This window comes from Shimia marina (assembly GCF_001458175.1).
Lineage (GTDB): Bacteria > Pseudomonadota > Alphaproteobacteria > Rhodobacterales > Rhodobacteraceae > Shimia > Shimia marina.
Genome location: NZ_CYPW01000001.1, coordinates 1 through 26,588, shown reverse-complemented (window position 1 = coordinate 26,588; position 26,588 = coordinate 1). Strand labels below are relative to the sequence as shown.

23 protein-coding genes are annotated in these 26,588 nt (G+C 55.1%); 11 read left to right on the top strand and 12 right to left on the bottom strand.

Going from position 1 to position 26,588, the window contains the following annotated elements:
- Positions 1–95: 95 nt before the first annotated feature.
- From SHM7688_RS00115 to SHM7688_RS00105, 3 genes are all read left to right on the top strand, one after another.
- Positions 96–2,459 carry a xanthine dehydrogenase family protein molybdopterin-binding subunit gene (locus SHM7688_RS00115; RefSeq protein WP_058237992.1) on the top strand — a complete coding sequence of 788 codons (2,364 nt, stop codon included), beginning with the start codon at positions 96–98 and terminating at the stop codon, positions 2,457–2,459.
- Between the two features lie 13 nt (positions 2,460–2,472).
- Positions 2,473–3,261 (top strand): FAD binding domain-containing protein, encoded by a 789-nt coding sequence (locus tag SHM7688_RS00110; RefSeq protein WP_058237991.1) that lies wholly within the window; start codon positions 2,473–2,475, stop codon positions 3,259–3,261.
- 70 nt (positions 3,262–3,331) lie between these two features.
- A complete protein-coding gene (locus tag SHM7688_RS00105; RefSeq protein WP_058237990.1) occupies positions 3,332–3,730 on the top strand; it encodes a hypothetical protein in 399 nt (132 codons plus the stop codon).
- A gap of 31 nt (positions 3,731–3,761) precedes the next feature.
- On the opposite strand, the gene SHM7688_RS00100 is transcribed toward SHM7688_RS00105, so the two are convergent.
- Both SHM7688_RS00100 and infC read right to left on the bottom strand, forming a co-directional pair.
- Positions 3,762–4,292: a hypothetical protein gene (locus tag SHM7688_RS00100; RefSeq protein WP_058237989.1), complete on the bottom strand. Its 531-nt coding sequence runs from the start codon at positions 4,290–4,292 to the stop codon at positions 3,762–3,764.
- A 145-nt stretch (positions 4,293–4,437) separates the two neighbouring features.
- A complete protein-coding gene (infC, locus tag SHM7688_RS00095; RefSeq protein ID WP_317510496.1) occupies positions 4,438–4,899 on the bottom strand; it encodes a translation initiation factor IF-3 in 462 nt (153 codons plus the stop codon).
- A gap of 279 nt (positions 4,900–5,178) precedes the next feature.
- Here infC and SHM7688_RS00090 point away from each other — a divergent pair, with 279 nt between their 5' ends.
- Positions 5,179–5,865 carry a hypothetical protein gene (locus SHM7688_RS00090; protein ID WP_058237987.1) on the top strand — a complete coding sequence of 229 codons (687 nt, stop codon included), beginning with the start codon at positions 5,179–5,181 and terminating at the stop codon, positions 5,863–5,865.
- Between the two features lie 87 nt (positions 5,866–5,952).
- Here the strand turns inward: SHM7688_RS00090 and SHM7688_RS00085 are convergent, their stop codons facing one another.
- The 5 genes from SHM7688_RS00085 to SHM7688_RS00065 form a co-directional block, all read right to left on the bottom strand.
- Entirely contained in the window at positions 5,953–6,801 is an 849-nt protein-coding gene (locus tag SHM7688_RS00085; RefSeq protein ID WP_058237986.1) for a ferredoxin--NADP reductase, read from the bottom strand.
- A gap of 118 nt (positions 6,802–6,919) precedes the next feature.
- Positions 6,920–7,327, bottom strand: a complete 408-nt coding sequence (locus tag SHM7688_RS00080) for a DUF934 domain-containing protein (protein ID WP_058237985.1) — start codon at positions 7,325–7,327, stop codon at positions 6,920–6,922.
- Positions 7,324–8,121: a phosphoadenylyl-sulfate reductase gene (locus SHM7688_RS00075; RefSeq protein WP_083498790.1), complete on the bottom strand. Its 798-nt coding sequence runs from the start codon at positions 8,119–8,121 to the stop codon at positions 7,324–7,326. Before SHM7688_RS00075 ends, SHM7688_RS00080 begins: the two co-directional genes overlap by 4 nt.
- Complete coding sequence (locus SHM7688_RS00070; protein ID WP_058237984.1) at positions 8,111–9,778, bottom strand: nitrite/sulfite reductase; 1,668 nt, start codon at positions 9,776–9,778, stop codon at positions 8,111–8,113. Before SHM7688_RS00070 ends, SHM7688_RS00075 begins: the two co-directional genes overlap by 11 nt.
- A gap of 37 nt (positions 9,779–9,815) precedes the next feature.
- Positions 9,816–10,139 (bottom strand): DUF2849 domain-containing protein, encoded by a 324-nt coding sequence (locus tag SHM7688_RS00065; protein ID WP_058237983.1) that lies wholly within the window; start codon positions 10,137–10,139, stop codon positions 9,816–9,818.
- Between the two features lie 142 nt (positions 10,140–10,281).
- On the opposite strand from SHM7688_RS00065, the gene SHM7688_RS00060 reads away from it, so the two are divergent.
- Both SHM7688_RS00060 and SHM7688_RS00055 read left to right on the top strand, forming a co-directional pair.
- Complete coding sequence (locus tag SHM7688_RS00060; protein WP_058238136.1) at positions 10,282–10,743, top strand: Lrp/AsnC family transcriptional regulator; 462 nt, start codon at positions 10,282–10,284, stop codon at positions 10,741–10,743.
- Between the two features lie 169 nt (positions 10,744–10,912).
- Positions 10,913–12,691: a methyl-accepting chemotaxis protein gene (locus tag SHM7688_RS00055; protein ID WP_058237982.1), complete on the top strand. Its 1,779-nt coding sequence runs from the start codon at positions 10,913–10,915 to the stop codon at positions 12,689–12,691.
- A gap of 68 nt (positions 12,692–12,759) precedes the next feature.
- Here the strand turns inward: SHM7688_RS00055 and SHM7688_RS00050 are convergent, their stop codons facing one another.
- From SHM7688_RS00050 to SHM7688_RS00040, 3 genes are read right to left on the bottom strand one after another with little or no spacing between them, the layout of a single operon-like run.
- Positions 12,760–13,923 carry an MFS transporter gene (locus SHM7688_RS00050; RefSeq protein WP_058237981.1) on the bottom strand — a complete coding sequence of 388 codons (1,164 nt, stop codon included), beginning with the start codon at positions 13,921–13,923 and terminating at the stop codon, positions 12,760–12,762.
- Positions 13,920–15,146 (bottom strand): sigma-54-dependent transcriptional regulator, encoded by a 1,227-nt coding sequence (locus tag SHM7688_RS00045; RefSeq protein WP_058237980.1) that lies wholly within the window; start codon positions 15,144–15,146, stop codon positions 13,920–13,922. The genes SHM7688_RS00050 and SHM7688_RS00045 overlap by 4 nt, the downstream gene beginning before the upstream one ends.
- A complete protein-coding gene (locus tag SHM7688_RS00040; protein ID WP_058237979.1) occupies positions 15,143–16,912 on the bottom strand; it encodes a sensor histidine kinase in 1,770 nt (589 codons plus the stop codon). The genes SHM7688_RS00045 and SHM7688_RS00040 overlap by 4 nt, the downstream gene beginning before the upstream one ends.
- Before the next feature lie 176 nt (positions 16,913–17,088).
- On the opposite strand from SHM7688_RS00040, the gene SHM7688_RS00035 reads away from it, so the two are divergent.
- From SHM7688_RS00035 to SHM7688_RS00025, 3 genes are read left to right on the top strand one after another with little or no spacing between them, the layout of a single operon-like run.
- Positions 17,089–18,264, top strand: coding sequence for a M20 aminoacylase family protein (locus SHM7688_RS00035; RefSeq protein ID WP_058237978.1), 1,176 nt, complete (start codon positions 17,089–17,091; stop codon positions 18,262–18,264).
- A 27-nt stretch (positions 18,265–18,291) separates the two neighbouring features.
- On the top strand, positions 18,292–19,455 hold the full coding sequence (locus tag SHM7688_RS00030; RefSeq protein WP_058237977.1) for a M20 aminoacylase family protein: 1,164 nt from the start codon (positions 18,292–18,294) through the stop codon (positions 19,453–19,455).
- A gap of 27 nt (positions 19,456–19,482) precedes the next feature.
- Positions 19,483–20,649 carry a M20 aminoacylase family protein gene (locus SHM7688_RS00025; protein ID WP_058237976.1) on the top strand — a complete coding sequence of 389 codons (1,167 nt, stop codon included), beginning with the start codon at positions 19,483–19,485 and terminating at the stop codon, positions 20,647–20,649.
- A gap of 54 nt (positions 20,650–20,703) precedes the next feature.
- Here SHM7688_RS00025 and SHM7688_RS00020 read toward each other — a convergent pair whose 3' ends face one another.
- Positions 20,704–23,151 (bottom strand): ATP-binding protein, encoded by a 2,448-nt coding sequence (locus SHM7688_RS00020; protein ID WP_083498788.1) that lies wholly within the window; start codon positions 23,149–23,151, stop codon positions 20,704–20,706.
- A gap of 496 nt (positions 23,152–23,647) precedes the next feature.
- Here SHM7688_RS00020 and SHM7688_RS00010 point away from each other — a divergent pair, with 496 nt between their 5' ends.
- Positions 23,648–24,892, top strand: a complete 1,245-nt coding sequence (locus SHM7688_RS00010; protein ID WP_058237974.1) for a 3-deoxy-D-manno-octulosonic acid transferase — start codon at positions 23,648–23,650, stop codon at positions 24,890–24,892.
- Positions 24,889–26,232 (top strand): 3-deoxy-D-manno-octulosonic acid transferase, encoded by a 1,344-nt coding sequence (locus tag SHM7688_RS00005; protein ID WP_058237973.1) that lies wholly within the window; start codon positions 24,889–24,891, stop codon positions 26,230–26,232. Before SHM7688_RS00010 ends, SHM7688_RS00005 begins: the two co-directional genes overlap by 4 nt.
- A 25-nt stretch (positions 26,233–26,257) precedes the next feature.
- Here the strand turns inward: SHM7688_RS00005 and SHM7688_RS19815 are convergent.
- Positions 26,258–26,588 (bottom strand): hypothetical protein (locus SHM7688_RS19815; protein ID WP_199556601.1); only part of this gene is annotated, 331 nt, incomplete at its 5' end.

The following is a 26,588-nucleotide window of genomic DNA, read 5'->3' as shown; positions in this document are numbered from 1 at the left end:
AGCGCCCGCGCTGGAGGAGGCGTGAGGCATTGCAGTTGGACATCAGAGATCAGAGGCGTGGGCAAAGCCCCCTCTGGTCCATAGGGAGGAAAAACATGCCAAAAGATCATGGCATTGGCGCCAGCCCAAAGCGGCGCGAAGACGTCCGGTTTTTAAGCGGAACCGGCAATTATACCGATGACATCCAGATCAATGGACAGGCCTATGTGCATTTTCTGCGTTCTGATATCGCACATGCCAAAATCAGGTCCATTGATACGACGGCGGCCGCGGCGATGCCGGGGGTCGTTCGTATATTTACCGGTGCCGATTTTGAGGGGATTGGAGGTATTCCCTGCGGTTGGCAAGTGACAGATCGCCATGGTGAACCTATGCAAGAGCCCGCGCACCCCGTGCTGGCGCAGGGCAAAGTCCGCTATGTTGGCGACCAAATAGCTGCCGTTGTTGCAGACACGATCGAGCAGGCGCGTGACGCTGCTGAAGCAATTGATGTTGATCTTGAAGAGCTGCCAGCCGTGGTAGATATGAAGGCCGCTCTGGAGGAGAGCGCGCCCAAGGTCCATGACGATCTGACGAGCAATCTGTGCTACGATTGGGGCTTTGTTGAGGAGAACAAACCAGCCGTTGATGCGGCTTTTGAAGCGGCAGCGCATGTGACGACGCTTGAGTTGCGGAACAATCGCTTGATTGCCAACCCAATGGAACCGAGGGTCGCGATTGGTGACTTTAATCGCGCAACTGGTGACAGCACGCTCTACACCACCAGTCAAAACCCACATGTGATCCGCCTTCTCATGGGCGCGTTTGTGCTGGGCATCCCTGAGCATAAATTGCGCGTTGTTGCGCCTGACGTCGGCGGTGGATTTGGCACAAAGATCTTCCATTATGCCGAGGAAGCTTTTTGCACCTTCGCGGCAAAGTCGCTGAATCGGGCGGTAAAATGGACATCGACGCGCTCTGAGGCCTTTATCTCAGATGCGCATGGGCGCGATCATGTCACCAAAATCGAACTGGCCTTAGACGCCGACAACAATTTTACGGCTTTACGGACGGATACGCATGCCAACATGGGGGCCTATCTGTCCACGTTTGCGCCCTCTGTGCCAACCTGGCTGCATGGGACATTGATGGCGGGCAACTACAAGACGCCGTTGATTTATGTGAATGTCAAAGCGGTGTTCACAAATACCGTGCCGGTAGACGCCTATCGAGGGGCCGGACGGCCAGAGGCGACATACCAACTGGAGCGGCTGATTGACAAAGCTGCGCTTGAGCTTGGGGTGGACCCGATTGCGTTACGACGTCAGAATTTTATCACCGAATTCCCTTATGCGACGCCGGTCGCGGTGGAATATGATACCGGAGATTATCACGGCACAATGGACGCGCTTGAGTGCATGGCCGATATCTCCGGGTTCGAGGCGCGTCGTAAGGAAAGTGAAGCGCGGGGCAAGCTGCGTGGATTTGGTGTCAACTGCTACATTGAGGCTTGCGGCATTGCCCCCTCCAATCTGGTGGGGCAACTCGGTGCGCGTGCAGGGCTGTATGAAAGCGCTACGGTGCGGGTGAATGCCACAGGCGGCATTGTGGTGATGACGGGATCTCATAGCCATGGACAGGGTCATGAGACATCCTTCCCTCAAGTGATTGCCGAAATGATCGGTATTGACGAAAGTATGGTCGAGATCGAACATGGGGATACGGCTAACACCCCCATGGGCATGGGCACCTATGGGTCGCGATCCATTGCTGTGGGCGGCTCCGCCATGGTGCGCGCCACTGAGAAAATCATTGCCAAGGCCAAAAAGATTGCTGCCCACCTGATGGAAGCTTCAGAAGCCGATATAGAACTGAAGGATGGAGCGTTCAGCGTTGCGGGGACGGATAAATCCGTTGCCTGGGGAGATGTAACTCTGGCAGCCTATGTGCCACACAATTATCCCCTGGAGGATATTGAGCCGGGACTGGAAGAAACGGCCTTTTATGATCCGGCCAACTTTACCTACCCTTCAGGGGCTTATGCCTGCGAAGTTGAGGTTGATCCAGACACCGGCAAGGTCACGATCGAGGCTTTCAATGCAGCGGATGATTTTGGCAACATTATCAACCCCATGATTGTTGATGGGCAAGTGCATGGTGGAATTGGGCAAGGTATCGGTCAGGCGCTTTTGGAGAATGCGTCATATGATGAGAATGGCCAGCTCTTGAGTGCGTCTTACATGGACTATGCCATGCCACGCGCCAGCGATGTGCCATTCTTTGGCGTGGATCACTCCAGTCAGACCCCCTGCACGCACAACCCCCTTGGGGTTAAGGGCTGCGGTGAAGCTGGTGCGATTGGGTCTCCGCCTGCGGTGGTCAACGCGGTAGTAGACGCGTTGCGCTCCGGGGGACATGATGTCACTCACATTGATATGCCGGTCTCGCCTTCGCGCGTCTGGCAAGCCATGAACGGCTGAGGGAGAAACAGCTATGTATAACTTTGAGTTTGAAAAACCCTCGACCATAGCAGATGCGGTTGCTTCGCTTGCAGAGGAAGATGTCCTGGCGTTGGGAGGTGGGCAAACACTTTTGCCCACCATGAAGCAGCGCTTGGCGAGTCCAAGTAAAGTGGTCAGCCTGAAGGCGATCGCCGAGATGCAGGGTATCTGTGTTGCAGATGATGGTTCCGTCTGCATTGGAGGCACCACCACACATGCGGAGGTGGCCTCTGGCGAGGAGGTTTTTCCTGGACTGGCGGCTTTAGCTGGGGGCATCGGCGATCCAGCCGTGCGGGCGCGTGGCACAATTGGCGGCTCCCTTGCGAATAATGATCCTGCGGCCTGTTATCCGGCGGCCGCATTGGGCGCTGGGGCAACGATTGTGACAAACGCGCGTCACATCGCTGCTGATGACTACTTCCAAGGTATGTTCACCACTGCCCTTGAAGAGGGAGAGATCATCACCGAAGTGCGTTTCCCGATTCCTGAGGCGTCTAATTATCAGAAGTTTGAACAACCGGCCTCTCGTTTCGCTTTGGTAGGCGTGTTTGTCGCCAAGGTCGCGGATGGTGTTCGGGTGGCTGTGACGGGGGCATCTGAAGACGGTGTCTTCCGCTGGTCGGAAGCGGAAACTGCGCTGTCCACCAACTTCACAGCAGGTGCGATTGCTGAGTTGACGTTGTCAGAAGATGGTATGATCTCTGATCTTCATGGCACGGGAGCTTACCGTGCGCATTTGGTGGGTGTTTTGACACGCCGTGCGGTTGCGGCGGCATCGTAGCACTGGCCATTCTTGTGTGACTTAGGGGCGCCGAGCGATCGGGCGCCCCATTTATCTGGAGAAGCGCAGGATGATACTGGACATCTGGGCAAGTTTCCTAACACTTCCACTGTGGGTGCGGCTTTGGATGGGGTTTATCCTTGTGCCGATCAATTTGGTTTCTCTCAAATTTGTTGGCACGCATCCTCATGCCACTTGGATTGCTGTTTTATGCATTATGGGGATGTTGGCGAATGTCCCGATTTTGTTGCGCCAGCGGGAATTCTCTTCAGCGCTCGCTCTCCCGCATTTGATTTTCTGGACGCCTCTTATCGTCGGGATTTTAGTGACGCCGACGATCTGGCAGCAACCCATGTCGTCTTTTGCAAAGTTTCTCTTGGTCCTTTTGGTTGTGAATGGCATCTCACTGGCATTTGACACGCTAGAGGCAGCCAAATGGCTGAGAGCCAGACGAGGGGGGCGTGCCTAGTCTTGTCGCGAGGCCTTCGTTCTGGTTGCTGTTATGATACCGGCAGATTGCTGGGATCAAATTGGCACCATTCCCCTGCGCGTTGGAGTGCCTGACCAAAGCCCTCGGGAGAAAAACGCCCAAAAACAACAGTTTCTTTCTGACTTTCGCGCTCAATCATGACGTCAATGGTGGACTTTGTTGCATCTATTGCCCCTATGAACTCCGAAAGCATGCCATCCGTCATTTCGATGCTATAGCCACCTGGACCATCGTGGGTGAACATTTCATCCCCCAACCAACTGGGTTCGCCGTCAAGCTCTAGTGCGGGGTAGTCGTTGGCACCCCATGGGGCTTCTGTTTCTCCGGGCCATTGGGCATAGTTGTACGAAACGCTGGCATTATGTCCTTGATTGTAGAAGGTCAGGACCAATGCACCTGATGTGTGTTTTGCAGGAAATTGAGTGAAGACATAACAGGCATGTCCAACATGCGCTGCAGCCCAATTGCCGCTTTCGAATGTGGTTGCCGACGCTGCAGTGGCTGCCAGCAGAGATGCTGCAATGTGTGTTTGAAATTTCATGGATACATCACCAGTGGTTCTGAACAAAAGTCGGAATAGTGGGGAGCATCCTTCAAGGCATTGGTAAATTATTCGTGCCGAAATGAAAAAGCCCCTGCATGCCGTCATGCAAGGGCTCCTGAAAGTACGTAAAACTAAGTGTACTTTATTTCGTAAGCGGGCCAATCATCATTATCATCTGGCGGCCTTCCATCTTGGGCATATTCTCAACTTTGCCCAGTTCCTTAATGTCTTCTGCAACGCGTTCCAGAAGCTCACGCCCCAGATTTTGGTGCGCCATTTCACGACCACGGAACCGCAGGGTCACTTTGACCTTATCGCCGTTTTCAAGGAACTTGATCACATTGCGCATTTTGACATCATAGTCGTGTGTGTCAGTGTTCGGACGGAACTTGACCTCTTTGACTTCGATGGTCTTCTGCTTTTTGCGCGCCTCGGATTCGCGCTTTTGCTGTTCATATTTGAACTTGCCAAAATCCATAATTTTGCAAACTGGCGGGTTTGCATTTGGAGAAATCTCAACAAGATCCAGACCAGCCTCTTCGGCCATTGCCATGGCTTTTGCCGGATGCACAACACCAACGTTGTCGCCATCTGCGCCAATCAAGCGGATTTCAGGGGCGCGAATACGTTCGTTTACGCGGGGGCCAGTGTCACGCTGAGGCGGTGCGTTATGAGGTCTGCGGGCTATCGTTTTGTTCCTTCGATGGTGGATATCTTTGGGACCGCAATTTATGCGCGCTTTCGCGCCGTTACAACCGTCGAATCCCGATCCGTGATGTAAATCATCGCCGTTTCCCCCTTGAGAAGAGGCTTTGAAAGGCCGACCTGTCCCTTAGAACCCCTCAGACTCGAGGGACGAAGAGGCAAAACGGGAGTTTATCTGATGAAGAATCTTATTTTGGTAGCGGTGGCTGCTGGTGCAGCCGTTGTCGGTTACGTGCTTTGGGACCAGTCCAAGCAAGAGACACCATTGGCAGATGCCGTGAATGAAGCTGCAGAAGCGGTGGCGGAACAGACTGAGGCTGTTGTAGAGGCCGCGACCGAGACAGCTGAAGCCGCTGCTGATGCAGTTTCCGAAAACGTGACCGAGGCTGCAGAGGCCGTTGCAACGCAGGTTGACGCGGTTCAGGAAGCCGCCGAGGAAATGGCAGCAGAGGCGGTTACCGCAACCGAGAGCGCTGTTGCCGCGACAACAGAGGTTGCTCAAGGGGTGGCGGATACGGTTGCAGCTGAAGTGGAAGATGCGACCACCGCAGCAGCCGAAGCTGCTGAAAGTGCTCTGCAAGCGGGAAACACAGCTGTTGAGGCTACGACCGAAGCCGCTGAAGAGGTCGCTACAGAGGCTACCGGCGCGGCTGAGGCTACATCTGATGCCGCAACTTCAGAAGCGGTTGCGGATTTGTTCACCGCTGACGGATTTGACTTGAACAAAGTCAACGAATTTATCGATGCTTCTGCACTCAATGACCTGCAGAAGACAGCTCTGAAAAGCTCTCTGGAGTCTGCGATGGCCAATCCCGAAACACTCGCGGCGGCGCTAGAGCAAGCTAAATCAGCTTTGGGTCTGTAATCTCACTCAAATCATGAAGACCAAAAAACGCCCTCAAGAAATTGAGGGCGTTTTGCGTTTACCTTAGGTGGCTGAGAGCAAAGACGATCAGTCCAAAAAGGCTTTCTCCACCACGTATTGCGCTGGCTTGCTGTTGGCGCCTTCCTCAAGGCCCGCATCTTCCAGAAGTTCTTTGAGCTCAAGGTTGAAGGCCAGGTTGCCACAGATCATCGCACGATCGCTTTCTGGATTGAGGGGGTCAATCTCCAGATCTTCAAACAACTCTCCGGAGCGGATCAGATCAGTGATCCGGCCCATTTTCGCGCTTTCTTCGCGGGTGGTTGTTGGGTAGTAGCGGATCTTTTTGTGGAAGTCCTCCCCCATCAACTCTGCAAGCATTTCGTCGTTCCGAATGCTTTCAATCAGATCGCGACCATAGGTCAATTCACCAACTTCGCGGCAGGTGTGCGTGATGATGACCTCATCGTAGTCTTCATAGGTTTGAGGCTCTCGGAGCAAAGATGCAAAAGGTGCGAACCCTGTGCCAGTCGCGAAGAACCAGATCCGTTTGCCCGGAATCAGTGCGTCATGTACCAGTGTTCCTACTGGCTTGGGGCGCAGTATGATTTCGTCACCAACTTTGATGTGCTGCAATCTGGATGTCAGTGGACCATCTTGCACCTTGATGGAGTAGAACTCCATTTCATCGTCCCACGCAGGGGATGCGATGGAGTAAGCGCGCAGAAGTGGTTTTTGCTTGCCTGTTTTTGGGTTTACGTCTCCCATCAGGCCAATCATCACAAACTCACCAGAGCGGAAGCGCAAAGTGGAAGGTCGTGTGCAGCGGAAAGAGAAAAGGCGGTCAGTGTAGTGCTTTACTTCCGTAACGGTTTGGGCATCGGGAAGGGCTGGCACTTTTGCAGATTTTTCTTCGGTCACAGGCGTTTGCTCAGTCATATCAAAACAGGCGGGATTGCCACGCCTCCTCATGTATCATCTTTTTAAGGGTTTTGAAGCTATATCAACGATGCGACTTTGACATATCGCAATTCGCATCGTGATTTTGCTATGTGTTTCAGCCACGCATGCGCGCCTGATAGTCGTGAGCTTGCCAGTCAGCGCGGAAATTCCACTCGCTTTCTGGCTGGCGTTGAGCAAGTTCATCGGAGATTTCGATCTCATCAAAACCACAGCGACGCGCCATGGCATATTGATCCGAAATCACATGCCCTTTGGCACGCAAGCGTCCGGTGAAGCCTGCAAGTCGTAGCTGTCGTGCTATGGTAAAGCCACGCCCGTCAGCGAAGCTTGGGAAATCCACCCGTACCATCTGAACGCCGGATAGGCGGTCGATCACGTCTGTTGGATCGGTGTCAGAAGGCACGTCTAAGGCGGCAACGTCATTGGCAGCATCATCTAGCGGCGAAAAGCCGAGGGTCCAGTCATCGGTGCCAAAACCTTCATCAGTGATTAGTACGGTCATGCTGTTTCTCCGCTTCGCACCATTTTGCCGTTCACAAAATGGATGCCACATTCGTCTTTGTCTTGTCCACGCCAGCGCCCTGAGCGTGGATCTTCACCTTCAGCCACTTTGGACGTACAGGGCGCACATCCAATAGATGGATATCCCTTTGCCACCAATGGATGCCGAGGCAGGCGGTTTTCTTCCAAATATGCACGGATATCTTCCGGTGCCCAGTGCGCCAAAGGGTTCACCTTGATGCGCCCTGTGAAGTCTTCGACTTCAAAAAAGTCCAAAGCAGACCGGGTGCCCGACTGAAACCTTTTTCTTCCAGTAATCCAGCCATCGTAGCCGCGCAGGGCTTTTTGTAAAGGCCGCGTTTTGCGCAGCGAACAGCAGGCATCTGTGTCGTGCTGATGCAATGTGCCATGCGGATCTTCTGCGGCTATGGTTGCTTCGCTGGCGCGAATGACTGTTACATTTTGCAAGTGCAGCCGTTCTGCAATCTCTTGCTGATACACCAGCGTCTCGGCAAATAGCATTTCGGTATCAACAAACAGCACTGGTATATTGCGATCAACGATGGCTGCCATATGTAAGAGCACAACCGACTCCGCACCAAAGGACGACACCAAAGCCAGTTTCCCGGCTTGTGGATCCTTAAGGGCGGCCTCCATTACGGAGGTGGCCGAGTGATGCCTGTAGCGCGCGTTGAGTGCCTCTACTTTCGCCGCTAACGGATCCACACGCTCTGACCCCGGGGCTTGCCCGGTGATCAGAGGGGATGTCAGAGGCGTTACACCATCATGCCGCATTTGCCTGAACCTCGGGGTAGAGGTAGGTTTTGAATGGCGCCAAGCCCAGACGGCGATAGGTTTGGAGGAAGGTTTCCTCCTCGCTGTCACGCAGTTCCAGATACCCGTTCACCAAGCGTTCAATTGCGGGGACAATCTCATCATATGCAAAGCCGGGCCCAGCACGTTGGCCAATTGTGGCATCCCATGTTGCATCGCCACCCAAGGTGATCTGGTAGTTCTCAACGCCAGCACGATCCAGTCCGAGAATGCCGATATGGCCCACGTGGTGGTGGCCGCAGGCGTTGATGCACCCTGAAATCTTGATTTGCAGATGGCCGATGTCATGCTCAAGCTTCAATTCCGCAAAGCGCGTGGCAATCTGTTGTGCAACAGGTATAGAGCGCGCCGTGGCAAGCGCACAATAGTCCATGCCGGGGCAGGCGATGATATCACTGATCAAGCCGATGTTCGCGGTGTGTAGCTGAACTTCGCGCAGCGCAGCGTAGATCGCTGGCAGGTCGGACTTGTGAACATGAGGCAGAATAACGTTCTGTTCATGGCTAATACGCAGCTCATCATGGCCGTAGTCACGCGCGATTTGCGCCAAAGTGCGCATTTGCTCTGCAGAGGCGTCGCCGGGGGTGTCTCCGTGCTTTTTGATGGAGACCGTCACAATGGCATAGCCCGGTGCATGATGTTCCGTCAGGTTGGTGTCAACCCAGCTGCGAAACAGTGGGTCGGCATCATAGGCGGCATCAAAGGCCGCTGTCGGTGCGTCGCGGAATGCGGGAGGGGCAAAGTGTTGCTTGATCTCCGCAAACAGGGCTTGATCCACACCTTTGAAGGTCGGGCGCACAGATTTGTAACGCTCTTCAACTTTAGCGCGGAATTCATCGATGCCAGTTTCATGCACGGTGATCTTAATGCGTGCCTTGTATTTGTTGTCACGACGCCCCGTTTGGTTCCAAACCGAGACCGTGGCCTCGATGTAAGGCAGCAGGTCTTCGCGTGGCAGAAAGTCGTTGAGCACTTTGCCAATCATCGGCGTGCGCCCCAAGCCGCCGCCAACGAGAACTTGATAACCGGTTTCTCCTGCCTCATTCTTCACAATGCGAATGGCCAGATCGTGCGCTTTCAACACGGCACGATCCTGCGCACCGGCGCTGACTGCGATTTTGAATTTACGCCCCATGAACTGGAATTCTGGGTGATCGGTGGACCACTGCCGGATCAATTCAGCCACTGGGCGCGGATCTTCAACTTCATCTGCTGCAGCGCCGGAGAAGTGATCGGCGGTCACGTTGCGGATGGTGTTTCCGGAGGTTTGAATGGCATGCATGCCGACTTTTTCAAGCGCGTCCAGCATGTCAGGGACATCTTTGAGCTTTGGCCAGTTGTATTGAATATTCTGACGTGTGGTGAAATGCCCATAACCTTTGTCCCACTTTTCTGCGAGTAGGGCGAGCGTATCCATCTGGTCGGAACTTAATGTGCCGTATGGAATGGCGACACGCAGCATATATGCGTGCAGTTGCAGATACAGCCCGTTCATCAAGCGTAGAGGCTTGAATTCATCTTCCGTCAGATTGCCAGCGATGCGGCGTTCTACCTGTGCTCGGAATTGACGATTGCGCTCAGCCAAAAAGGCTTTGTCAAATTCGTTATACTGATACATGGGTGGGACCTTTTCTTTCTGCTGAAAGGACGACCGATTAAACGGTCTGACCATCCTGCGGCTGTGTCTCTGCCTGTTTTCCGTGGAAATAGTTTGACGGCCCAGTGCGGCGGAACTCTTCGCGGAAGTGCGTTGGTTCTGGGCCATTGTCTCCAGCGACGGCATCAGCGAGGTACGCGCCGACAACATAGTCGACTTGCTGTTGTGCCTCGATCAGGCGCAACTGCGCATGTGCTTCGTCTGTCAGCAGTTCAGCGCAAGCCATATCGCGAGTCCAAGTGTCTGTTGTAGTGAAGTAAATCACGTCGCCCTCTAGGAGGGCGTTGGCGGTGATGACTTTGGGTGTGAATGCGCGGGGCATTTGGCCGACTCCGGTGTTTGACTTTGAATGGAATATAGGAAATATTCCCGCCAATCCGCCAGATGCGGGGGAAAATAGAAACATGCGTTTTGGCGTTGCGCGGGGAGTGCGCCAAAGTTCCACAAAAAGCGAGGGAATTGGGATGGCGTTGCGTATCGACGATATGGATAAGAAAATTCTCGGCGAGCTGCAACGGGATGCTGCGCAGTCTTTGGACGAAATTGCCAAACGTGTGGGCTCTTCCAAGACACCGGTTTGGAATCGCATCCGTAAACTCAAAGAAGCTGGTGTGATCCGCCAGCAAACAGTGCTTCTTGACGCAGAAGCCCTTGGTTTTGATGCCTGTTTTTTTGTTCTGATCCGCACCAGCGAACATGAGGCGGATTGGCAGGCCAAGTTCCTGAAGGCGCTGCGAGAGCGCCCTGAAGTGCTCGAAGCGCATCGTTTGGCGGGCGACATAGACTATATCCTGAAAGTTCAGGTTCAAAACGCGCGCGCCTACGACAGCTTCTATCAAGCTTTGATTTCGGAAGTGAAAGTGCACAACGTTACAGCCTTGCTTTCTATGGAAGAAATCAAGTCAACCAGCATGTTACCGCTCTGAGCGTTAACGTGCCCAGCCACGGCTGGGACGCGTGGGGTATTGCATCTGTATCACGTCGGTATTCTAGGGGTACTGGGGAGGTGCAAGCGACAGGCGACTTTCGTTAACGCTCGCTTATATCGTTGGACTTAGAGGTGCCGTCAGAATCCCAAACAAAGACGGACACCCCATGTTGACCACTTTCAATAACGCCAAGATCGCCTACAAGATCGGGGCCGCTTTCATGCTGGTTTTGGCTGCTTTTAGTGTGTTTGCCTATTTTTCAATGCGTTCTTTGGCAACGATCGAGCATGGCACAGATGAGATCTACAACAACTATTTCGCAAGTGCCTTGAATCTCACAAGTGCAGAGGCTGCCCTTGCTGCTCTCTTCATTTCACAGAAATCACACATAATTGCTCCCGACGACAATGCAATGCTGCAAGCTGAAGCCGAAGTTGCGGATGCGGTGGCGCGGTTTGATGCCAGAATGGCGGCTTTCCAAAACACTTTGGATGCGGGGCTTGAGACGGAGACCTTCAACAGCCTGATGGCACGGGTGGCAAAGCTTCTTGAGTTGAACGAGCAAATCATCGCGCTTAGTCGCAACAATAATGATGTTCGTGCTGCCAATATCAGTGCGCAGGAGTTTGCGCCGCTCTACGCCGAGATTGTTCAAATGAGTGAGACCATGTTGCAAACAAATGTGGATGGGGCACAGGAGTACTATGACCGCACCTTGAACACATACAATCTCATCATGACCAGTTTTGTGATTGCGATCGCAGTTTTCCTTGGTTTCAGTTTGTTGGTTGGCGGTGTCGTGGCCCGGTCTGTTGCACGCCCCCTGAACAGTTTGAATCATGTGTTGCGCCGGATGGTGGAGGGAGATGCTGCCATTGATCAGACGCTGGTCTCGCGAAAGGATGAGATTGGAGATTTGTCGCAATCTGTTGTCGCTCTGAAAGCGGCAATTGAAGAGCGGGCGCGGGATGCGGCTTCAGAGAGAGAAGTCGCCGCGCGTGAGGCCTCGCATGTTGTGACACAGCTGAGCGCGAGCATTGGCTTGTTGGCTGATGGAGAGCTGGCGGCTGAGATTTCAGATCCTTTTGCAGATCAGTATGAAGCGCTGCGCGGTGATTTCAATGCGCTTGTTGAGCGCCTTTCAGGCACCATTGAGGCGGTTGTTGAGGTAGCCAGTTCGATACAACAGGGATCAGGCGAGATCACGCAGGCTTCCTTTGAGTTGTCAAAGCGGACTGAGAGTCAGGCGGCAACACTTGAAGAAACCGCAGCTGCCATGGATGAGTTGACAACAAGCGTGTCATCCTCGGCCGCAGGTGCCAAAGGGGTTTCCTCAACAATGGAGACTGCGCGTGGGCAAGCTGAAACGACAAGTAAGACCGTTGATGATGCTGTGCGGGCCATGACGGAGATTGAACACAGCTCTGGGCAAATTTCGCAAATCATTGGTGTGATTGATGATATTGCGTTTCAGACCAATTTGCTTGCGTTGAATGCCGGGGTAGAAGCGGCACGTGCAGGTGATGCGGGGCGCGGCTTTGCCGTTGTGGCCTCCGAGGTGCGCGCGTTGGCGCAACGTTCGTCTGAATCGGCGGCTGAAATCAAAACGCTCGTAGCTGAAAGCTTTCAGCAGGTGGAGCGTGGTGTCGATCTGGTTGGGAAAACGGGTGTTGCGATTTCCGATATCGTTGAGCAGGTCAATCAGGTGTCCATGTTGATCAGGGATATCAGTGAGGGAACAGCAGAGCAGGCGCGCGGCTTGGCAGAGATCAATTCCGGCACGGCACAGTTGGATCAAGTGACCCAAAGCAACGCCGCGATGGTGGAGGAAGCCACCGCCGCAAGCCAAACTCTGGACAATGATGCGCGCCGATTGGCGCAGCTTGTCGCCTTCTTCAATGTGAATAGGCGCATGTCCGGGCTCGAACAGAAAAGAGCCGCTTAGAGCTGGCAATAGCCATCGAAGAAGCGCCTGTTCTCTGGATGGGCGTTTCGCTTAGATGGCGCTCATTCCTACACGTCTTTCTTCAAAGCGTTGCTCAGAAGCGCGATCATCAGTGCGAGGCCCGCCAGAACAGCGAAGGACACGCGCAGAGAGGTGGCGCTGGCAATGAAGCCAATCAACGGAGGGCCCAGCAGCATTCCGCCATAGCCAAATGTGGCGGTGCCGGCCAGCGCCTTGCCGGGGCTTTCGTTCGGGTCGTTCGCAGCGCGGCTGAACGCGAGCGGAAAGATCAATGCGTAGCCAAGCCCCATGAGCACAAAACCAGTCAGCATCATGGGGGGCGTAGGAAATATGACGGTGAGTATTGCGCCGAAGGCCGCTGTGAGGCCGCTTATGCGTGCGGCATGTTGTGGGGATACCACGCGCGTGACCATATCGCCCAACAGGCGCATGACAACCATTGTGGCAGAGAAGACCGCATAGCCCATTGCCGCCCAGTTTTCAGGTGCGCCGCCAATATCGACGAGATAGACCGCACTCCAATCTGCAATTGCACCTTCGCCCATGGAGGCTCCCAGAGCCAATAAGCCTACCAGCACCAATTGACCTTTGGGTATAGAGAATATGGGACCTCCGCTAGCGCGATTGAGAGGAGATGCCCAGGCGATATTGCCCAGAGCAAAGAGCAGGGCCGACAGCGGCAAGCCAATCACCGTAAAATGTATCTCAGGTGAGGCATTCAGGCTGATGGCGGCGAAGCCAGTGGCAGCGCCAAGTCCGGCCCCAAGGCTCCACATGGCGTGGTAGGATGACATTTGTGGACGTTTGGCCCAGCGTTCAACTTCCGCTGCCCAAGCATTCATTGTCACATCCATGCCGCCGTGAATGGCCCCAAACAGGAAGAGAGCCAAGGCCAAAGTCACCACATTCGGAGCCAGAGCAAGCGCCAAAAGGGCGGCGATTTTGATAAAGGCAAACGTCTTGGTGACGCGCGCAGCGCCATAGTGATCCGCCAGACGCCCCGCCAGAGGAAAGGCACAGATGGCACCGCCTGCGAGCAGAAGCAGCAACCCGCCAAGCTCTGCATGGCTGAGCGTATGGCTGGCTTTGAAAGCGGGAATGCGGCTGGCCCAGAGGCCAAAGAGCGCGCCATTGAGGGCAAACATTGCAGAGATGGCCACCCACGCGCGGCGGCGGGACAGGCCGGCAGGAGCGGGTAGGGAGGGGCTCATCGGAAGTTTTCTGGCTTCAGGCTGTATTTGGCGAGTTTGTCGTACATGGTTTTGCGCGGGAGCTTGAGCGTTTCGGCAGCGGCAGCTGCCCGGCCCTGATGTTTGCGCAAAGCTTCGGCCAACAAAGAGCGTTCTATTTGCGCCATCTGTTCTGTAAGTCCAAGGCCACTGTCGGGAGACTCTTCGCCCGGCAGACCTAATGTGAAGCGCATGGCGGCGCTCATCAAGGCGCGGGCATTGCCGGGCCAATCCTGTGCCATCAGTTGTGAGATCACTTCAGGGGTGATGTCAGGGGCCTCTACACCGGCCTGTTCGGCGGCCTGTGCCACATAGTGGCGAAAGAGGACAGGGATGTCTTCGGGGCGGTCTGCGAGGGCAGGAATGCGCACCTGCAGGGCTTCGAGGCGATAGTACAGATCGGCATGGAGCGCTCCGGATTGCACGGCGTCTTCCAATGCGGCGGCGCTGCCGAAGATCAGGCGGGGGTGGTCGCGGGTTTCCAGCAGCGTCAGCAAGGCAAATTGAGTTTGCATGGGCATGAGATGGACATCATCGAGAAACAGGCTGCCGCCCTTGGCGTTTTCGACCGCAGCGGACAGATCGCTTGGGGAGAGATCCGCGGCAGTGTGTTTGCCAAACGGGCCCTCTGGGTGGGTGCCGCACAGGTGAATGACTTCGGCGACCTTGGAAATACCTGCACCGGGTGGGCCAGAGACAAGGGTTTCGGCATGGATGCGGGCCACCGAGCGCACCTTGCGACGCAGGGCGTCCGCCTGGGCAGAAATGCCGTAAAGCAGGCGGGCGGCGGCGTCGCCGGTTTCAAGCTGAGCTTTGAGTTGCCGATTTTCCAGCGCCATGGCGCGGGCTTTCTGAGCGCGGGCAATCACGGCAACCAGTTCGGTGGGCGCACAGGGTTTTTCAAGGAAGCCGAAAGCACCAAGGGTCATGGCACGCACCGCCATGGGGATATCGCCTTCACCGGTAAGTAGGATCACGGGCAGTTCGGCGTCGATGTCGCGGGTGTAGGACAGCAGATGAAAGCCGTCGCGCCCTGGCATCCGCATATCCGAAAGGATCACCCCGGTGAAGGTTTGCGTGATGTGGTCCTTGGCCTCAACGAAAGATCCGGTGGCGATCACGGGAAAGTCTTCAAGCTCGAGGGTCTGGCTCAAGGCTTCGCGCACGATTGGGTCGTCATCAACCACAAGCACTGGGGAGGTCATGCGACGTTTTCCTCTTTCCAATAATTCAATTCCACGGTGAAGAGGGCACCGTTGCCCGCCGCATTGGCCCCGCGAATGTTGCCGCCAAAGCTTTGCACCAATCCGTAGCTGATGGACAGGCCCAAGCCCATGCCTTCCGCTACGCCCTTGGACTTTGTGGAGTAAAACGGATCAAATACCTTCTCAGGATCTTCCAAACCGGGGCCGATATCGCGCACGGTGACACCCAGTTTTCTGCCGTTGTTGATGACAATGTGGATCAGCCGGTTGTCCTGTTCCAACATGGCATCAATGGCGTTGTTGATCAGGTTCACAAAAACCTGCGTCAGACGCACCTCTCCGCCTTCGGCAAAGACCGGGCCGAAGGTATCGGGCTGCCAATCCAATGTGACGGCGTGTTCTTTCAGGCGGGGTTCGGTCAGTTCGACCGCCTGAGAAATGACAGCGACAAGATCGACCCGGCCCATGGGTTCGCTTTCATTGCGCGCGAAGGCCCGCAAATTCTTGATGATGCGGGCCATCCGGGTTGCCATTTGCGAAATGCGGGTGAGGTTGTCCGCTGCCTTGGTGGTATTGTCCCGCTCAAGAAAACGCGTGCCGTTTTCGGCAAATGTCTGAATGGCCTGCAAAGGCTGGTTGAGTTCGTGGCTGATGCCGGCACTCATCTGGCCCAAGGCGGACAGCTTGCCGGCCTGCACGAGATCTGACTGTGCTTGCTTGAGTGCGGCTTCGGCCTCTTCGCGCTCTGTGATTTCCCGACGCAGCGCTTCGTTCGTGGCGCTGAGGGCTTGTGTGCGCAGGGTCACACGCTGTTCCAACTCGGCATTGGCTTGCGTCAAAACGCGGCGACGCTCCAGTACTTGCAAGAGGATCAGGCCAAAGATCATGAATATTGCTGCAATGGTACCAGCTTGCAGCCCCGCAATGCGCCGCGCAAGGCTGATGTCCACGATGGCCTCGGCCACCATATCAATCACAGGCAGATCCTTGACGATGTGCAAGCCTTGTTCGGGGATGTAAGGCCCCCAGTCCAATTCCCAGATTTCGTGACCCGCGCGCATATATGATTGAACGGGGGGGGCGGTGCCACTGGGGGGGATCAGGCCGGAAGAAGTGGGGTTGCGTTTCCAAAACACCAGTTCCGAGCGGTTTGAGATAAAGACCTCGTTGAGATCGTCGACAAAAAACACTGTAGGGCCGTCACCACGCCAGTTTCCTTCCACATCTTCCACATCCAGAACCACAGTCAGCACCGCGCTTACCGTGCCTTCGGAGGAAAAGCTTGGGACCGAGTAGTAAAATGCGCGCCGCCCAAATCGCGCATCCACTTCGTGGTGCGCGCCAAGTGCGCCTTGCAGTGCCCGCTTGAAGTATGGCGTTTGCTCAAGTGCGTCAGGAGGGGCGACATCTTCCTGTGCTGTCGCCAAGATGGTGCCATCCGCGCGGGCATATATGATATCGAGCGCGGCGGTTTTATCGGCGGCATCAAGCAGCAGCGGGTGGCCGCGCTGCGCGCTGGTGATCGCTGGATTTCGGGTGAGGGAAAGTAGCGTTGGATGCTCTGCCATAAGCACCGCAAGCTCTTGATAACGTTTGAGTTGTGCGGTCAGGCTATCCGCACCCAGTGCAAGATCAGCTTCGCCTCGGCGGGCCAGTTGATCAAGCGCCTGACCATACCCATAGCGCCAGACGCCGCTGGTTACGGCAAAAAGTACACAGGCAAATACGATCAGAATCGAGGCGCGATGGCGGATCCAAGTGCTCATGTGGTGACCCTAGACGCTTTCCGATCTGGCTGCGAGTCATGCGAATGCCTAATCCAAGCGTCAAGACCCTCAATCTCTTGGAGGATTGATTGATATGTGAAATTCTTTTGCGGGGCCTCTTGCTCCAATCTGAACAATCGTTCAGTCTGCGGGGATGCCTGAACAGGAGTGTTGATATGCCAATCAGAAATCGTTTTGCGGAGTTGCAGGGAGAAATCACTGGCTGGCGGCGACATCTGCACGCCCATCCTGAATTGATGTTTGACGTGCATGAGACGGCTGAATTCGTACAAGCACGGCTTAAAGAATTTGGTGTGGATGAGATCACGCCGGGTATTGGTCGCACCGGTGTTGTGGCCGTGATCAAAGGGCAAAGTGACACGCAGGGGCGCGTTGTCGGTCTGCGGGCAGATATGGATGCGTTGCCAATCCATGAGGCCACAGGGGTGGACTACGCCTCTGAAGTTGAAGGCAAGATGCATGCCTGTGGGCATGACGGGCATACGGCGATGTTGCTTGGCGCCGCGAAATACCTAGCGGAAACACGTAATTTCGACGGGACTGCTGTTTTGATCTTTCAGCCAGCCGAAGAAGGCGGCGGTGGCGGCAAAGAGATGTGTGATGACGGCATGATGGATCGTTGGAACATTCAGGAAGTATATGGGCTTCACAATGCGCCGGGCATGCCAGTTGGACAGTTTGCCATTCGATCGGGCGCGCTTATGGCATCGGCAGATGAGTTTGAGATCAAGGTGACCGGCAAAGGCGGTCATGCGGCAGAACCAGCCGAAGCCGTGGACACAACCCTTGTGGCGGCGCAGATTTTGATTGCACTTCAAAGCGTTGTGTCACGCAATGTGAAGCCAATTGACCGCGTTGTGTTGACTGTTGGGACACTTGAAACAGACAGCAATGCGTCCAATGTGATTGCGCATACCGTGCGCATGCAAGGCACAGTTCGTACTTTGGACAGCCAGAACCGCGCATTGGTCGAACAGCGCATACGCGATATTGCAACTCATACCGCGCTGGCATTTGGGGCCACTGCGGAAGTGATCTGGGAAGATGGATATCCGGTCACCGTGAACCATGAGGCGGAAACGGCCCATGCGGTCGAAGCGGCCAATTCGGTTGCTGGGGAGGGAAATGTTGATCCGAATGTAGACCCCATCATGCCTGCCGAGGACTTTTCCTTCATGCTGGAAGCGCGGCCCGGAGCTTATATATTTTTGGGCAATGGGGAAAGCGCGCAATGTCATCACCCCGCTTATAACTTCAATGACGAAGCTATCCCGTTTGGCTGTAGCTGGTTTGCAGAACTGATTGAGCGGCGCATGCCGGCATCCAGCTGAACAGGCGAGCAAGGGGAGAGATCACAGATGCCAGTCAAAAACAGATTTGCAGAGCTTCACGCCGAAATCACGGGCTGGCGGCAGGACATCCATGCGCATCCAGAAATTCTCTATGAGACACATCGCACCTCTGCTTTCGTGGCGGAAAAGCTGACCGAGTTTGGTTGCGATGAAGTGGTGACGGGTATTGGGCGCACTGGCGTGGTTGGAGTGATTAAAGGAAAAACAGATCGTTTGGGAAAAGTGGTCGGGCTGCGCGCGGATATGGATGCCCTCCCGATGCAGGAGCAGACCGGGATCGCCTATGCATCAAAGGTAGACGGAGCGATGCATGCTTGTGGTCACGATGGACACACGGCCATGCTTTTGGGCGCGGCGAAGTACCTTGCGGAGACGCGCAATTTCGACGGCTGTGTGGCGGTAATCTTTCAGCCTGCCGAGGAGGGCGGCAATGGCGCTTTGGCCATGGTGCAAGATGGCATGATGGAGCGCTGGAACATTCAGGAAGTTTACGGGATGCACAACAGCCCGGGCCTGCCTGTCGGGACCTTCGCGCTGCGCAAAGGGCCACTGTTGGCTGCGGTTGATTTCTTTACGATTGAGATTGTCGGGCGCGGTGGTCATGCGGCGCAGCCTCAGCAGACGGTTGATCCGACACTCATGGGAACGCAGCTGCATTTGGCTTTGCAATCGATTGTGAGCCGGAATGTGGATCCGACAGAGCGGGCTGTGGTGTCTGTGACATCGTTTCAAACAGGGGCGGATGTTTACAATGTGATCCCGCATACAGCGACATTGAAGGGGACTGTGCGTACGTTTGATCCCAAGGTGCAGGATATGATAGAGGCGCGGATGCAAGCTGTCGCCCAGGGTATTGCGGCCACGCATGGCGGAGAGGTGAGACTTGACTATCAACGTATCACCCCTGCAACTATTAATTCAGACGCGCAGGCCAGCTTTGCCGAGGAGGTGGCAAAGGCGGTTGCCGGAGGCTGCGAAGAAGCGCCTTTGGTGATGGGCGGAGAAGACTTCTCCTATATGCTTCAGGCCCGTCCGGGGGCTTTCATCATGGTGGGGAACGGCGATAGCGCAGCGTTGCACCATCCGGAATATGACTTCAACGACGATGCTATCCCTTATGGGAGCAGTTTTCTGTCAGAACTAATCGAACGCCGCATGCCGGCGGCGTGAGCACGGACTTTAGAGCGAGGACACGATATGCCAACCAAAAACCGTTTTGCAGAATTGCACGATGAAATCGCCGCATGGCGGAGGGATCTCCACGAGAATCCAGAAATTCTGTTTGAAACCCATAGGACCAGCGGCATCGTGGCTGAAAAACTTCAGGAGTTTGGACTGGATGAGGTGGTGACCGGCATTGGTCGCACTGGGGTTGTCGGCGTGATCAAAGGGAAAGCGACCGGCTCAGGTAAGGTGATTGGGCTGCGCGCGGATATGGATGCTTTGCCAATTCATGAGCAGACCGGACTGGACTATGCGTCAAAGACACCGGGCGCGATGCATGCCTGCGGCCATGATGGCCATACAGCGATGCTTTTGGGCGCGGCAAAATATCTGGCAGAGACGCGGAATTTCGACGGCACCGTGGTGGTGATCTTTCAGCCTGCGGAAGAAGGTGGCGGTGGTGGCCGCGAGATGTGCGAAGACGGGCTGATGGATCGCTGGGGCATTCAGGAAGTCTACGGTATGCACAACTGGCCGGGCATGCCGCTGGGCAGCTTTGCCATCCGTCCGGGTGCGTTTTTTGCTGCGACCGATCAGTTTGATATTACTTTTGAGGGCCGGGGAGGCCATGCCGCCAAGCCGCATGACACGGTGGACACAACCGTGATGGCGGCGCAGGCGGTTCTGGCGCTGCAGACCATTGCCAGCCGGAATGCGGATCCGATTGATCAGGTTGTGGTCTCTGTCACCAGCTTTGAGACTTCTTCGAAAGCCTTCAATGTGATCCCTCAGAAGGTACAGATCAAAGGCACCGTGCGTACAATGTCCAAGGAAATGCGGGATCTCGCTGAGACCCGTATCAAAGAAATCTGTGCGGGCATCGGTGCGACCTTCGGGGGGACCGCAGATGTCACCTATTATCGGGGATATCCGGTGATGGTGAATGCGGAGGCCCAGACCGAGTTTGCTGCCGACGTGGCCAAATCCATTTCCGGACAATGTGAGGAAGCGCCTTTGGTGATGGGGGGAGAGGACTTTGCCTTCTTGGCTGAAGAGCGTCCAGGGGCCTATATTCTGGTTGGAAACGGCGAAGATGGCGCCATGGTCCACCACCCGGAATATAACTTTAACGACGAAGCTATTCCTGCGGGATGTAGCTGGTGGGCAGAAGTGGTTGAAAAACGGATGCCAGCACTTTAAATAAAAATGTGTAGGCCGCGCAAAAGGCGCGGCCGATACTCTGGAAACGTAGGGTCAGGAGGCCAAGCGATGTTCCAGATGGGTCGACAAGGCTTGCAGAAGGTGAGTCTTGTTGATCGGCTTTGACAGAAAGAAATCCATTCCAGCATCAAGGCAGGTCTGCTTATCGCTTTCAAAGGCATTTGCGGTGAGCGCAATGATCGGTGGTTGATTGATGGAGAGGCTGCGGATGATGCGTGTGGCGGTGACGCCATCTAGCTCTGGCATGGACATATCCATTAGAACAACGTCCGGGGCGTGCCGTCGACAGTGCTCAACGGCGCCGAGACCATTTTCCACTTCAATCAGTTCCAAGTCAAACTCCGCCAAAAACTTGCGGATCAGCAGGCGGTTGGTTTTGTTGTCTTCTGCGAGGAGGATGCGCGCGCCTTCAAGATTGGCAGGTACAAAATCAAGTGCGTCATCTACGATCGGTGCCTTGCTTTGCACTGGCGATGTGGCAATGGACACAGAGAAACAGGCCCCATCGTGATACTCGGAGCAAAGGGTGATGTCGCCGCCCATATGTCGCGCCAACATTGTCGAAATTGTCAGGCCCAGCCCTGTACCGCCAAACGCCCGCGTGGTTGCTGCATCGGCCTGTGAAAAGCGGTCAAAGATGTGTTTGGCCTGCTCTTTAGAGATGCCGATGCCGGTGTCTGAGACCTTGACCTGAATGCCATTGGGGATGTTGTGGTCGCACTGCACATTGACGTGTACGCTCCCTTCGGAGGTAAATTTGATGGCGTTGCCAATCAAGTTCATCAGAATTTGCCGCAAACGCCCGTCATCTGCGCGCACCTCAGATGGTAGATCTGTGGCATATTCGACGGTAAATTCGATACCCTTCTTCTCCGCCTTGTGCCGTAACAGATTGACCACGCCGTCGATGCACCGCTTAAGATCAAAATCCACCTCTGAAAGGTCGAATTTTCCAGCCTCCAGGCGAGAGAGGTCCAAGATATCGTTGATGATTTTAAGGAGGGCATGCCCAGAATCGCGAATGGTTTCTAAGCCCTGAGTATCTTCATCGTTCAGATCGGATTCGGAGAGTAGCTCTGACATTCCGATGATGGCATTCATCGGTGTGCGAATTTCGTGGCTCATATTTGCCAGAAATTCTGTTTTGGCTTTGTCGGCTTGTTCCGCAGCCCGTTTGGCATCTGCCAATTCTGCTTCGTATTTTTTGGTTTCAGTAATCTCCCGCTCAATACCGATACTCATGACTACATTGCCGGTCTCATCTTTGACAGGGAATAGGTTGGTATCCACCCAGATATCCTTGCCGAACTTCGTGCGATTGAGAATTTCTGTGTGAAAGCGCTGTCCGGCTTCCTGATGATGACGAATTGATTGGATGGTGTAGGGATCTGTGTCTGGTGAATTCAGCAGTTTTCCTACTGAGTTGCCTTGGGCTTCCTCCAGCGTATAGCCCGTCATGCGGGTGAACCCATCGTTGGCCCAAATGATTTCACCGTTTGGATCGGACAGAACAATGCTGTCAGAGGCGTGCTTGGCAACGAGAGACAGGCGCTCGAGCTCTTCTTCGCGACTGAGCAAGGCTTCGATGATTTTGCTCCGACTGTCCGATAGCCGCGCGACGGAGACGATGGGCAGTAGGATGAACACCAGCGCAGCCAGAAAGAAGAGTCGATTTCCCCAAGGATTAGCTGCTCCAGTGACCCAGCCTTCTTTGGGCCGCGCGGCGAGCTGCCAACTGCCATTTGGCAGTTTGATGTCCAGAAGGATTGGATTGTCCTCCAGCACTTCGGGATTGCCGAAGAATAGGGGACCATCGGCCCCTGTGCTGTCAGTTCCACGCAGGGCAATGTCCAGCGAAAGATCGTCGTTTAGCAGGCCTGCTTCAGCATAGAGTTTGTCCGCATCGATTACTGCGGACACAATTCCCCAGAAGCGCTTAACGCCTGACCGTTGATCAAAAACGGGGAACCGTCCCAAGAAACCTGTGCCGCCCTGAACAAGTTCAACAGGTCCAGCAAGGAGCATCTTGCCTTCATCGCGGACGCGGAAAGCTGCGGCGCGTTGTGTTTCACTTGTATTGAGGTCAAAGCCGAGAACGCTGCGGTTCTTTTCGTATGGGTAGACAAGGGATACGACGAGCCCGGGAGAGGCTGCAATGTTGATGAACTCCTCATGGCCGCCTGTGACCAGCTCTCCAAGGGCACTATATTCTTCTTGTGTGATATCGAGATTGCCAGAGATGGAGGCCACCATGCCCTGTATCAGCTGAAGTTCAGCATTGACATATCCTTCGACCTCGGCACGCAAGCGGCTTGTTTCGCTGCCGGCTATGGCACGCTGTTTTTGGATGGCGATCGTGTCGTTCTGTTTTTCGGCATAAATCGCAAAAGCGAAGACCACCACGAAGGCGATGATCGACGGCACATAAGTGCGCTTTCCCAGCGCGCGCGTTGCAGAAAGCAGCGTGTGTCTAATGCGCATGAAATGGTCCTCAGCGGGCCTCTGCCCAATTCAATTGGCTAACTGTTACACATTTATCTTCCTCAGAGGTTAACGAACAAAGTCCTTTTTTAGAGGATTTCTTTTTGGAGTGTTCAGAGAGCGGTTTTGATGCTCCGCTGAAGACGCGTGATGGCGTAATGCAGCGAAAGGACAGGAGTTTTTCTGGAAATCTCGATTTAATTCATAAGTTTAGTAAGTGTGTCCGCAAGTACTTCCACCGTTTTGAGATGGTGTTCCTGGGCGACATTTTGCAGTCAAGAGTTAACGCTTTACGGGTGTCTGTCCGTGATTCGGCAATGTTCGGTGGGGGTAAATCCGTAAATGGACACGCACTAGGGGCAACCGCTTGATGGTGGCACGTCTGGCCGCTCTGTGCGACATAGGTGCGAACACAAAGAGCGCGGCAATCGAAGTAAAGGGCCTGAGTTTGACAAGAGAGAGCGGTACTTTAGGGTGGCAGCTCAGGACATACCTGATGCTACGGTCGGTATTGCAGCCAGTGATGCGCCGCGTGACCGCAAAGCGTGTGCGTTCAGGCAAAGATGACCCCGCCCGGAGCGGCGAGAAGCTTGGTGTTTACAATATCCCTCGGCCTGCAGGGGCTGTCGTTTGGGTGCATGCTGTGGGCCTCGGCGAAGTGTTGGCTTTGAGGCCTTTGCTGGTTGAGATCGGGCGTCAGGCGCCCAACGTGCATTTTTTGGTGACTTCCACGGCCCGCAGTTCGGCCCAAGTCATGGGGCGCAATCTTCCAGCGAATACCACACATCAGTTTTTACCACTGGACGGGCCGCGGTTTGTGCGCGGCTTTCTGGATCACTGGCGGCCTGATCTCTCTATTTGGTCCGAACAGGACATTTGGCCGGGTATCGTCATTGATGTGAAAAGGCGCGGTATCCCTTTAGCCTATATAAACGCACGCATCTCACAAAGCGGGTATGAAAAGCGTGCAAAGTTTCGCACGGGCTTTGCCGCCCTTATGGGGCATTTTGATCGCGTTTATGCACAGGACGATCATAGTGTGTCGCGGCTGAAGGCGCTGGGCGCTGCACGTGTCGACAAAATGGGCTCGCTGAAGCCTGCTGCGGAACCATTGGCTGTGGACCACGAGGCGCTAGCTGCATGGCAGGTCGTGAAGGCGGGGCGCCGGATTTGGGTGGCGGCCTCGACACACGACGGTGACGAAGAGATCGTGCTCAAGGCACATCGGCAGATTTTAACGAGTGATCCCGCGGCTCTTCTGATCCTCGTCCCCAGAGATCTTGATCGTGCTGCAGACATCAACCAGCTTGCCACATCCTATGGACTGCGCACGGCCTTGCGCAGTCAGTCGTCCTCCTGTGCACCTGAGACATCGCTCTACATTGCGGATAGCTTTGGGGAACTTGGCTTGTGGTATCGCCTTGCTTCGCACGCATTTGTAGGAGGCTCCTTTGCCAATATCGGCGGGCATAACCCTTGGGAGCCAATCTGTTTGGGGTGTCCGGTTCTGCATGGTCCGAACACGCAGAATTTTGTGCGCGATTATGCAGATTTAAACGCCGCTGGGATTGCCTTGCCGATTGCCGCTGGTCCTGCTGCAGCGTTCCATCTTGCCCAAGCCGTACTGACGCAGGACGTTGCGAGTGTTGCGCAAGCAGCTGCTGTGCTGACGGAGCAGGCGCGCGCTGGTCTCGTTCCTTTGGCACAGGACCTTCTTTCTATGTTGGGAGGGCGCACATGATCCTTTTTGTTTTCAATATATTCTATCGTGTGCTCTGGCTTTTGGCGCTCCCGCTTGTGATGCTCTACCTTTGGAAGCGCGGTCGCAAAGACCCGCGCTACCTCTACAGAATGAAGGAGCGGCTCGGGTTCTACGAACAGGCTTTGCCGCAACACCCACTGTGGGTGCATGCGGTAAGTCTTGGGGAGGTGCGGTCTGCTCTGGGATTGATCCGATTGGCGTTGGCACGGGGGGAGAAAATTGTCATTTCCTGTTTTACACCAGCAGGACGAGAGGAAGCAGAGCGCCAGTTTGCAGACGAGATTGTTGCGGGCGATCTCGCCGTGATTTGGGTGCCTCTGGACATGCATTGGTGTCTGCATCGGTTTTTTCGTGCCTGCCGCCCGCGTTTTGGACTGACGCTTGAGGTAGAGATCTGGCCTGCGATGATCGCAAGTGCACGCCGCGCGAAGGTGCCGCTTTATCTGTGCAACTCGCAATATACGTCAGGGGCCTACGCCAAGGACAGTCGGGGCCTGCGCGTGCGCCAGCGTGTGATTGCAAGCGTGGCCGGGGCCTTTGTGAAGTCGGACATTCAACGGCAGCGTTTTGCCTCTGTTGGGGTGAAAAACATCACGGTCACCGGGGAGTTGCGGTTTGATCAGCCGATTCCGGAGGCTTTGCTGGATGCGGCGGCGCAGGTCCGCCCGCAGCTCATCGCGGATGGCCGTCAGGTGATCACCATTGCGTCAGGCGTTGCGGGGGAAGAAGAGATCTTCCGCGATATGATCCTGTCGCTGCATGCGGCGGCGGCCAAAGACAGCATGCCTGCGCCGCTCTTTGTCTATGTGCCGCGCGCACCAGAGCGCTTTGGGGCGGTTGGCCAGATGTTGCAAAGCGCTGGGCTCTCTGTTTGCGCGCGCAGTCAGGTGGCTGAAGCGGGTACAGCGGGGCTGGTTGCGCTTGGAGAGGCTTTGGCGGATATGCCGGATGTCCTGCTGGGCGACAGCTTTGGGGAAATGTATTTCTATCTCGGCTTGGCCGATCAGGTTATTGTAGGGGGCGGCTTCACCCCGGCGGGCGCACATAACATTATTGAGCCTCTGGCCGTTGGCAAACCTCCGATCACCGGTCCGCAAACCTGGCCAATCGAGTTTCCCTTTGTGGAGGCGGAAGCGGCCGGTGTGGCCAAAAGCTTTGACACACCGGAAGCGATGGCGGCCGTCCTCTGGCCCCCAAGAGAGGCCCCGCTCAAAGAGGCCGCAATATTCATGGCCGAACATCGCGGTGCCAGTGCGCGTACATTGGAGGCGATGGACCAAGTCCTGATGTCACAGAACGGCAAGTCGGACGGAACATAGAAAAGGGGCGCGTCATGCGCCCTTTTCATGCTTTGGGTAAGTCGAGCCGGCGGGTGTGTTGGTTTGATAAGGCAGGGGCGAGAAACGCAGGCGATTTCAGCTTCGGGAAAGTCCTGTTTTCAGCAGGTCGGGCTGCTGCTTCAATTTTCCGACCTCTCCAAACCCTTAAAAACAGAGCTTTTGCGAAAAAAACATGCAGCAGGGCAGTTTTTTTCATTTTCCTGTCAAAAAGCGCTTGCGACTCATCCGCACCATCACTAAATACCCCTTCACCGGCGGCGCTGAGGCGCACAACGGCGGGACGGACTGGACGGATTGGCGCTTGAGGGTGTTGGTTTGAGAAGGGAGGTTCTGGA

Bases quoted from the DNA above. Each gene is read 5' to 3' on its own strand.
- SHM7688_RS00115 (WP_058237992.1), top strand. From the start codon at position 96: ATGCCAAAAGATCATGGCATTGGCGCCAGCCCAAAGCGGCGCGAAGAC.
- SHM7688_RS00110 (WP_058237991.1), top strand. From the start codon at position 2,473: ATGTATAACTTTGAGTTTGAAAAACCCTCGACCATAGCAGATGCGGTT.
- SHM7688_RS00105 (WP_058237990.1), top strand. From the start codon at position 3,332: ATGATACTGGACATCTGGGCAAGTTTCCTAACACTTCCACTGTGGGTG.
- SHM7688_RS00100 (WP_058237989.1), bottom strand. From the start codon at position 4,292: ATGAAATTTCAAACACACATTGCAGCATCTCTGCTGGCAGCCACTGCA.
- SHM7688_RS00090 (WP_058237987.1), top strand. From the start codon at position 5,179: ATGAAGAATCTTATTTTGGTAGCGGTGGCTGCTGGTGCAGCCGTTGTC.
- SHM7688_RS00085 (WP_058237986.1), bottom strand. From the start codon at position 6,801: ATGACTGAGCAAACGCCTGTGACCGAAGAAAAATCTGCAAAAGTGCCA.
- SHM7688_RS00080 (WP_058237985.1), bottom strand. From the start codon at position 7,327: ATGACCGTACTAATCACTGATGAAGGTTTTGGCACCGATGACTGGACC.
- SHM7688_RS00075 (WP_083498790.1), bottom strand. From the start codon at position 8,121: ATGCGGCATGATGGTGTAACGCCTCTGACATCCCCTCTGATCACCGGG.
- SHM7688_RS00070 (WP_058237984.1), bottom strand. From the start codon at position 9,778: ATGTATCAGTATAACGAATTTGACAAAGCCTTTTTGGCTGAGCGCAAT.
- SHM7688_RS00065 (WP_058237983.1), bottom strand. From the start codon at position 10,139: ATGCCCCGCGCATTCACACCCAAAGTCATCACCGCCAACGCCCTCCTA.
- SHM7688_RS00060 (WP_058238136.1), top strand. From the start codon at position 10,282: ATGGCGTTGCGTATCGACGATATGGATAAGAAAATTCTCGGCGAGCTG.
- SHM7688_RS00055 (WP_058237982.1), top strand. From the start codon at position 10,913: ATGTTGACCACTTTCAATAACGCCAAGATCGCCTACAAGATCGGGGCC.
- SHM7688_RS00050 (WP_058237981.1), bottom strand. From the start codon at position 13,923: ATGAGCCCCTCCCTACCCGCTCCTGCCGGCCTGTCCCGCCGCCGCGCG.
- SHM7688_RS00045 (WP_058237980.1), bottom strand. From the start codon at position 15,146: ATGACCTCCCCAGTGCTTGTGGTTGATGACGACCCAATCGTGCGCGAA.
- SHM7688_RS00040 (WP_058237979.1), bottom strand. From the start codon at position 16,912: ATGAGCACTTGGATCCGCCATCGCGCCTCGATTCTGATCGTATTTGCC.
- SHM7688_RS00035 (WP_058237978.1), top strand. From the start codon at position 17,089: ATGCCAATCAGAAATCGTTTTGCGGAGTTGCAGGGAGAAATCACTGGC.
- SHM7688_RS00030 (WP_058237977.1), top strand. From the start codon at position 18,292: ATGCCAGTCAAAAACAGATTTGCAGAGCTTCACGCCGAAATCACGGGC.
- SHM7688_RS00025 (WP_058237976.1), top strand. From the start codon at position 19,483: ATGCCAACCAAAAACCGTTTTGCAGAATTGCACGATGAAATCGCCGCA.
- SHM7688_RS00020 (WP_083498788.1), bottom strand. From the start codon at position 23,151: ATGCGCATTAGACACACGCTGCTTTCTGCAACGCGCGCGCTGGGAAAG.
- SHM7688_RS00010 (WP_058237974.1), top strand. From the start codon at position 23,648: ATGCTACGGTCGGTATTGCAGCCAGTGATGCGCCGCGTGACCGCAAAG.
- SHM7688_RS00005 (WP_058237973.1), top strand. From the start codon at position 24,889: ATGATCCTTTTTGTTTTCAATATATTCTATCGTGTGCTCTGGCTTTTG.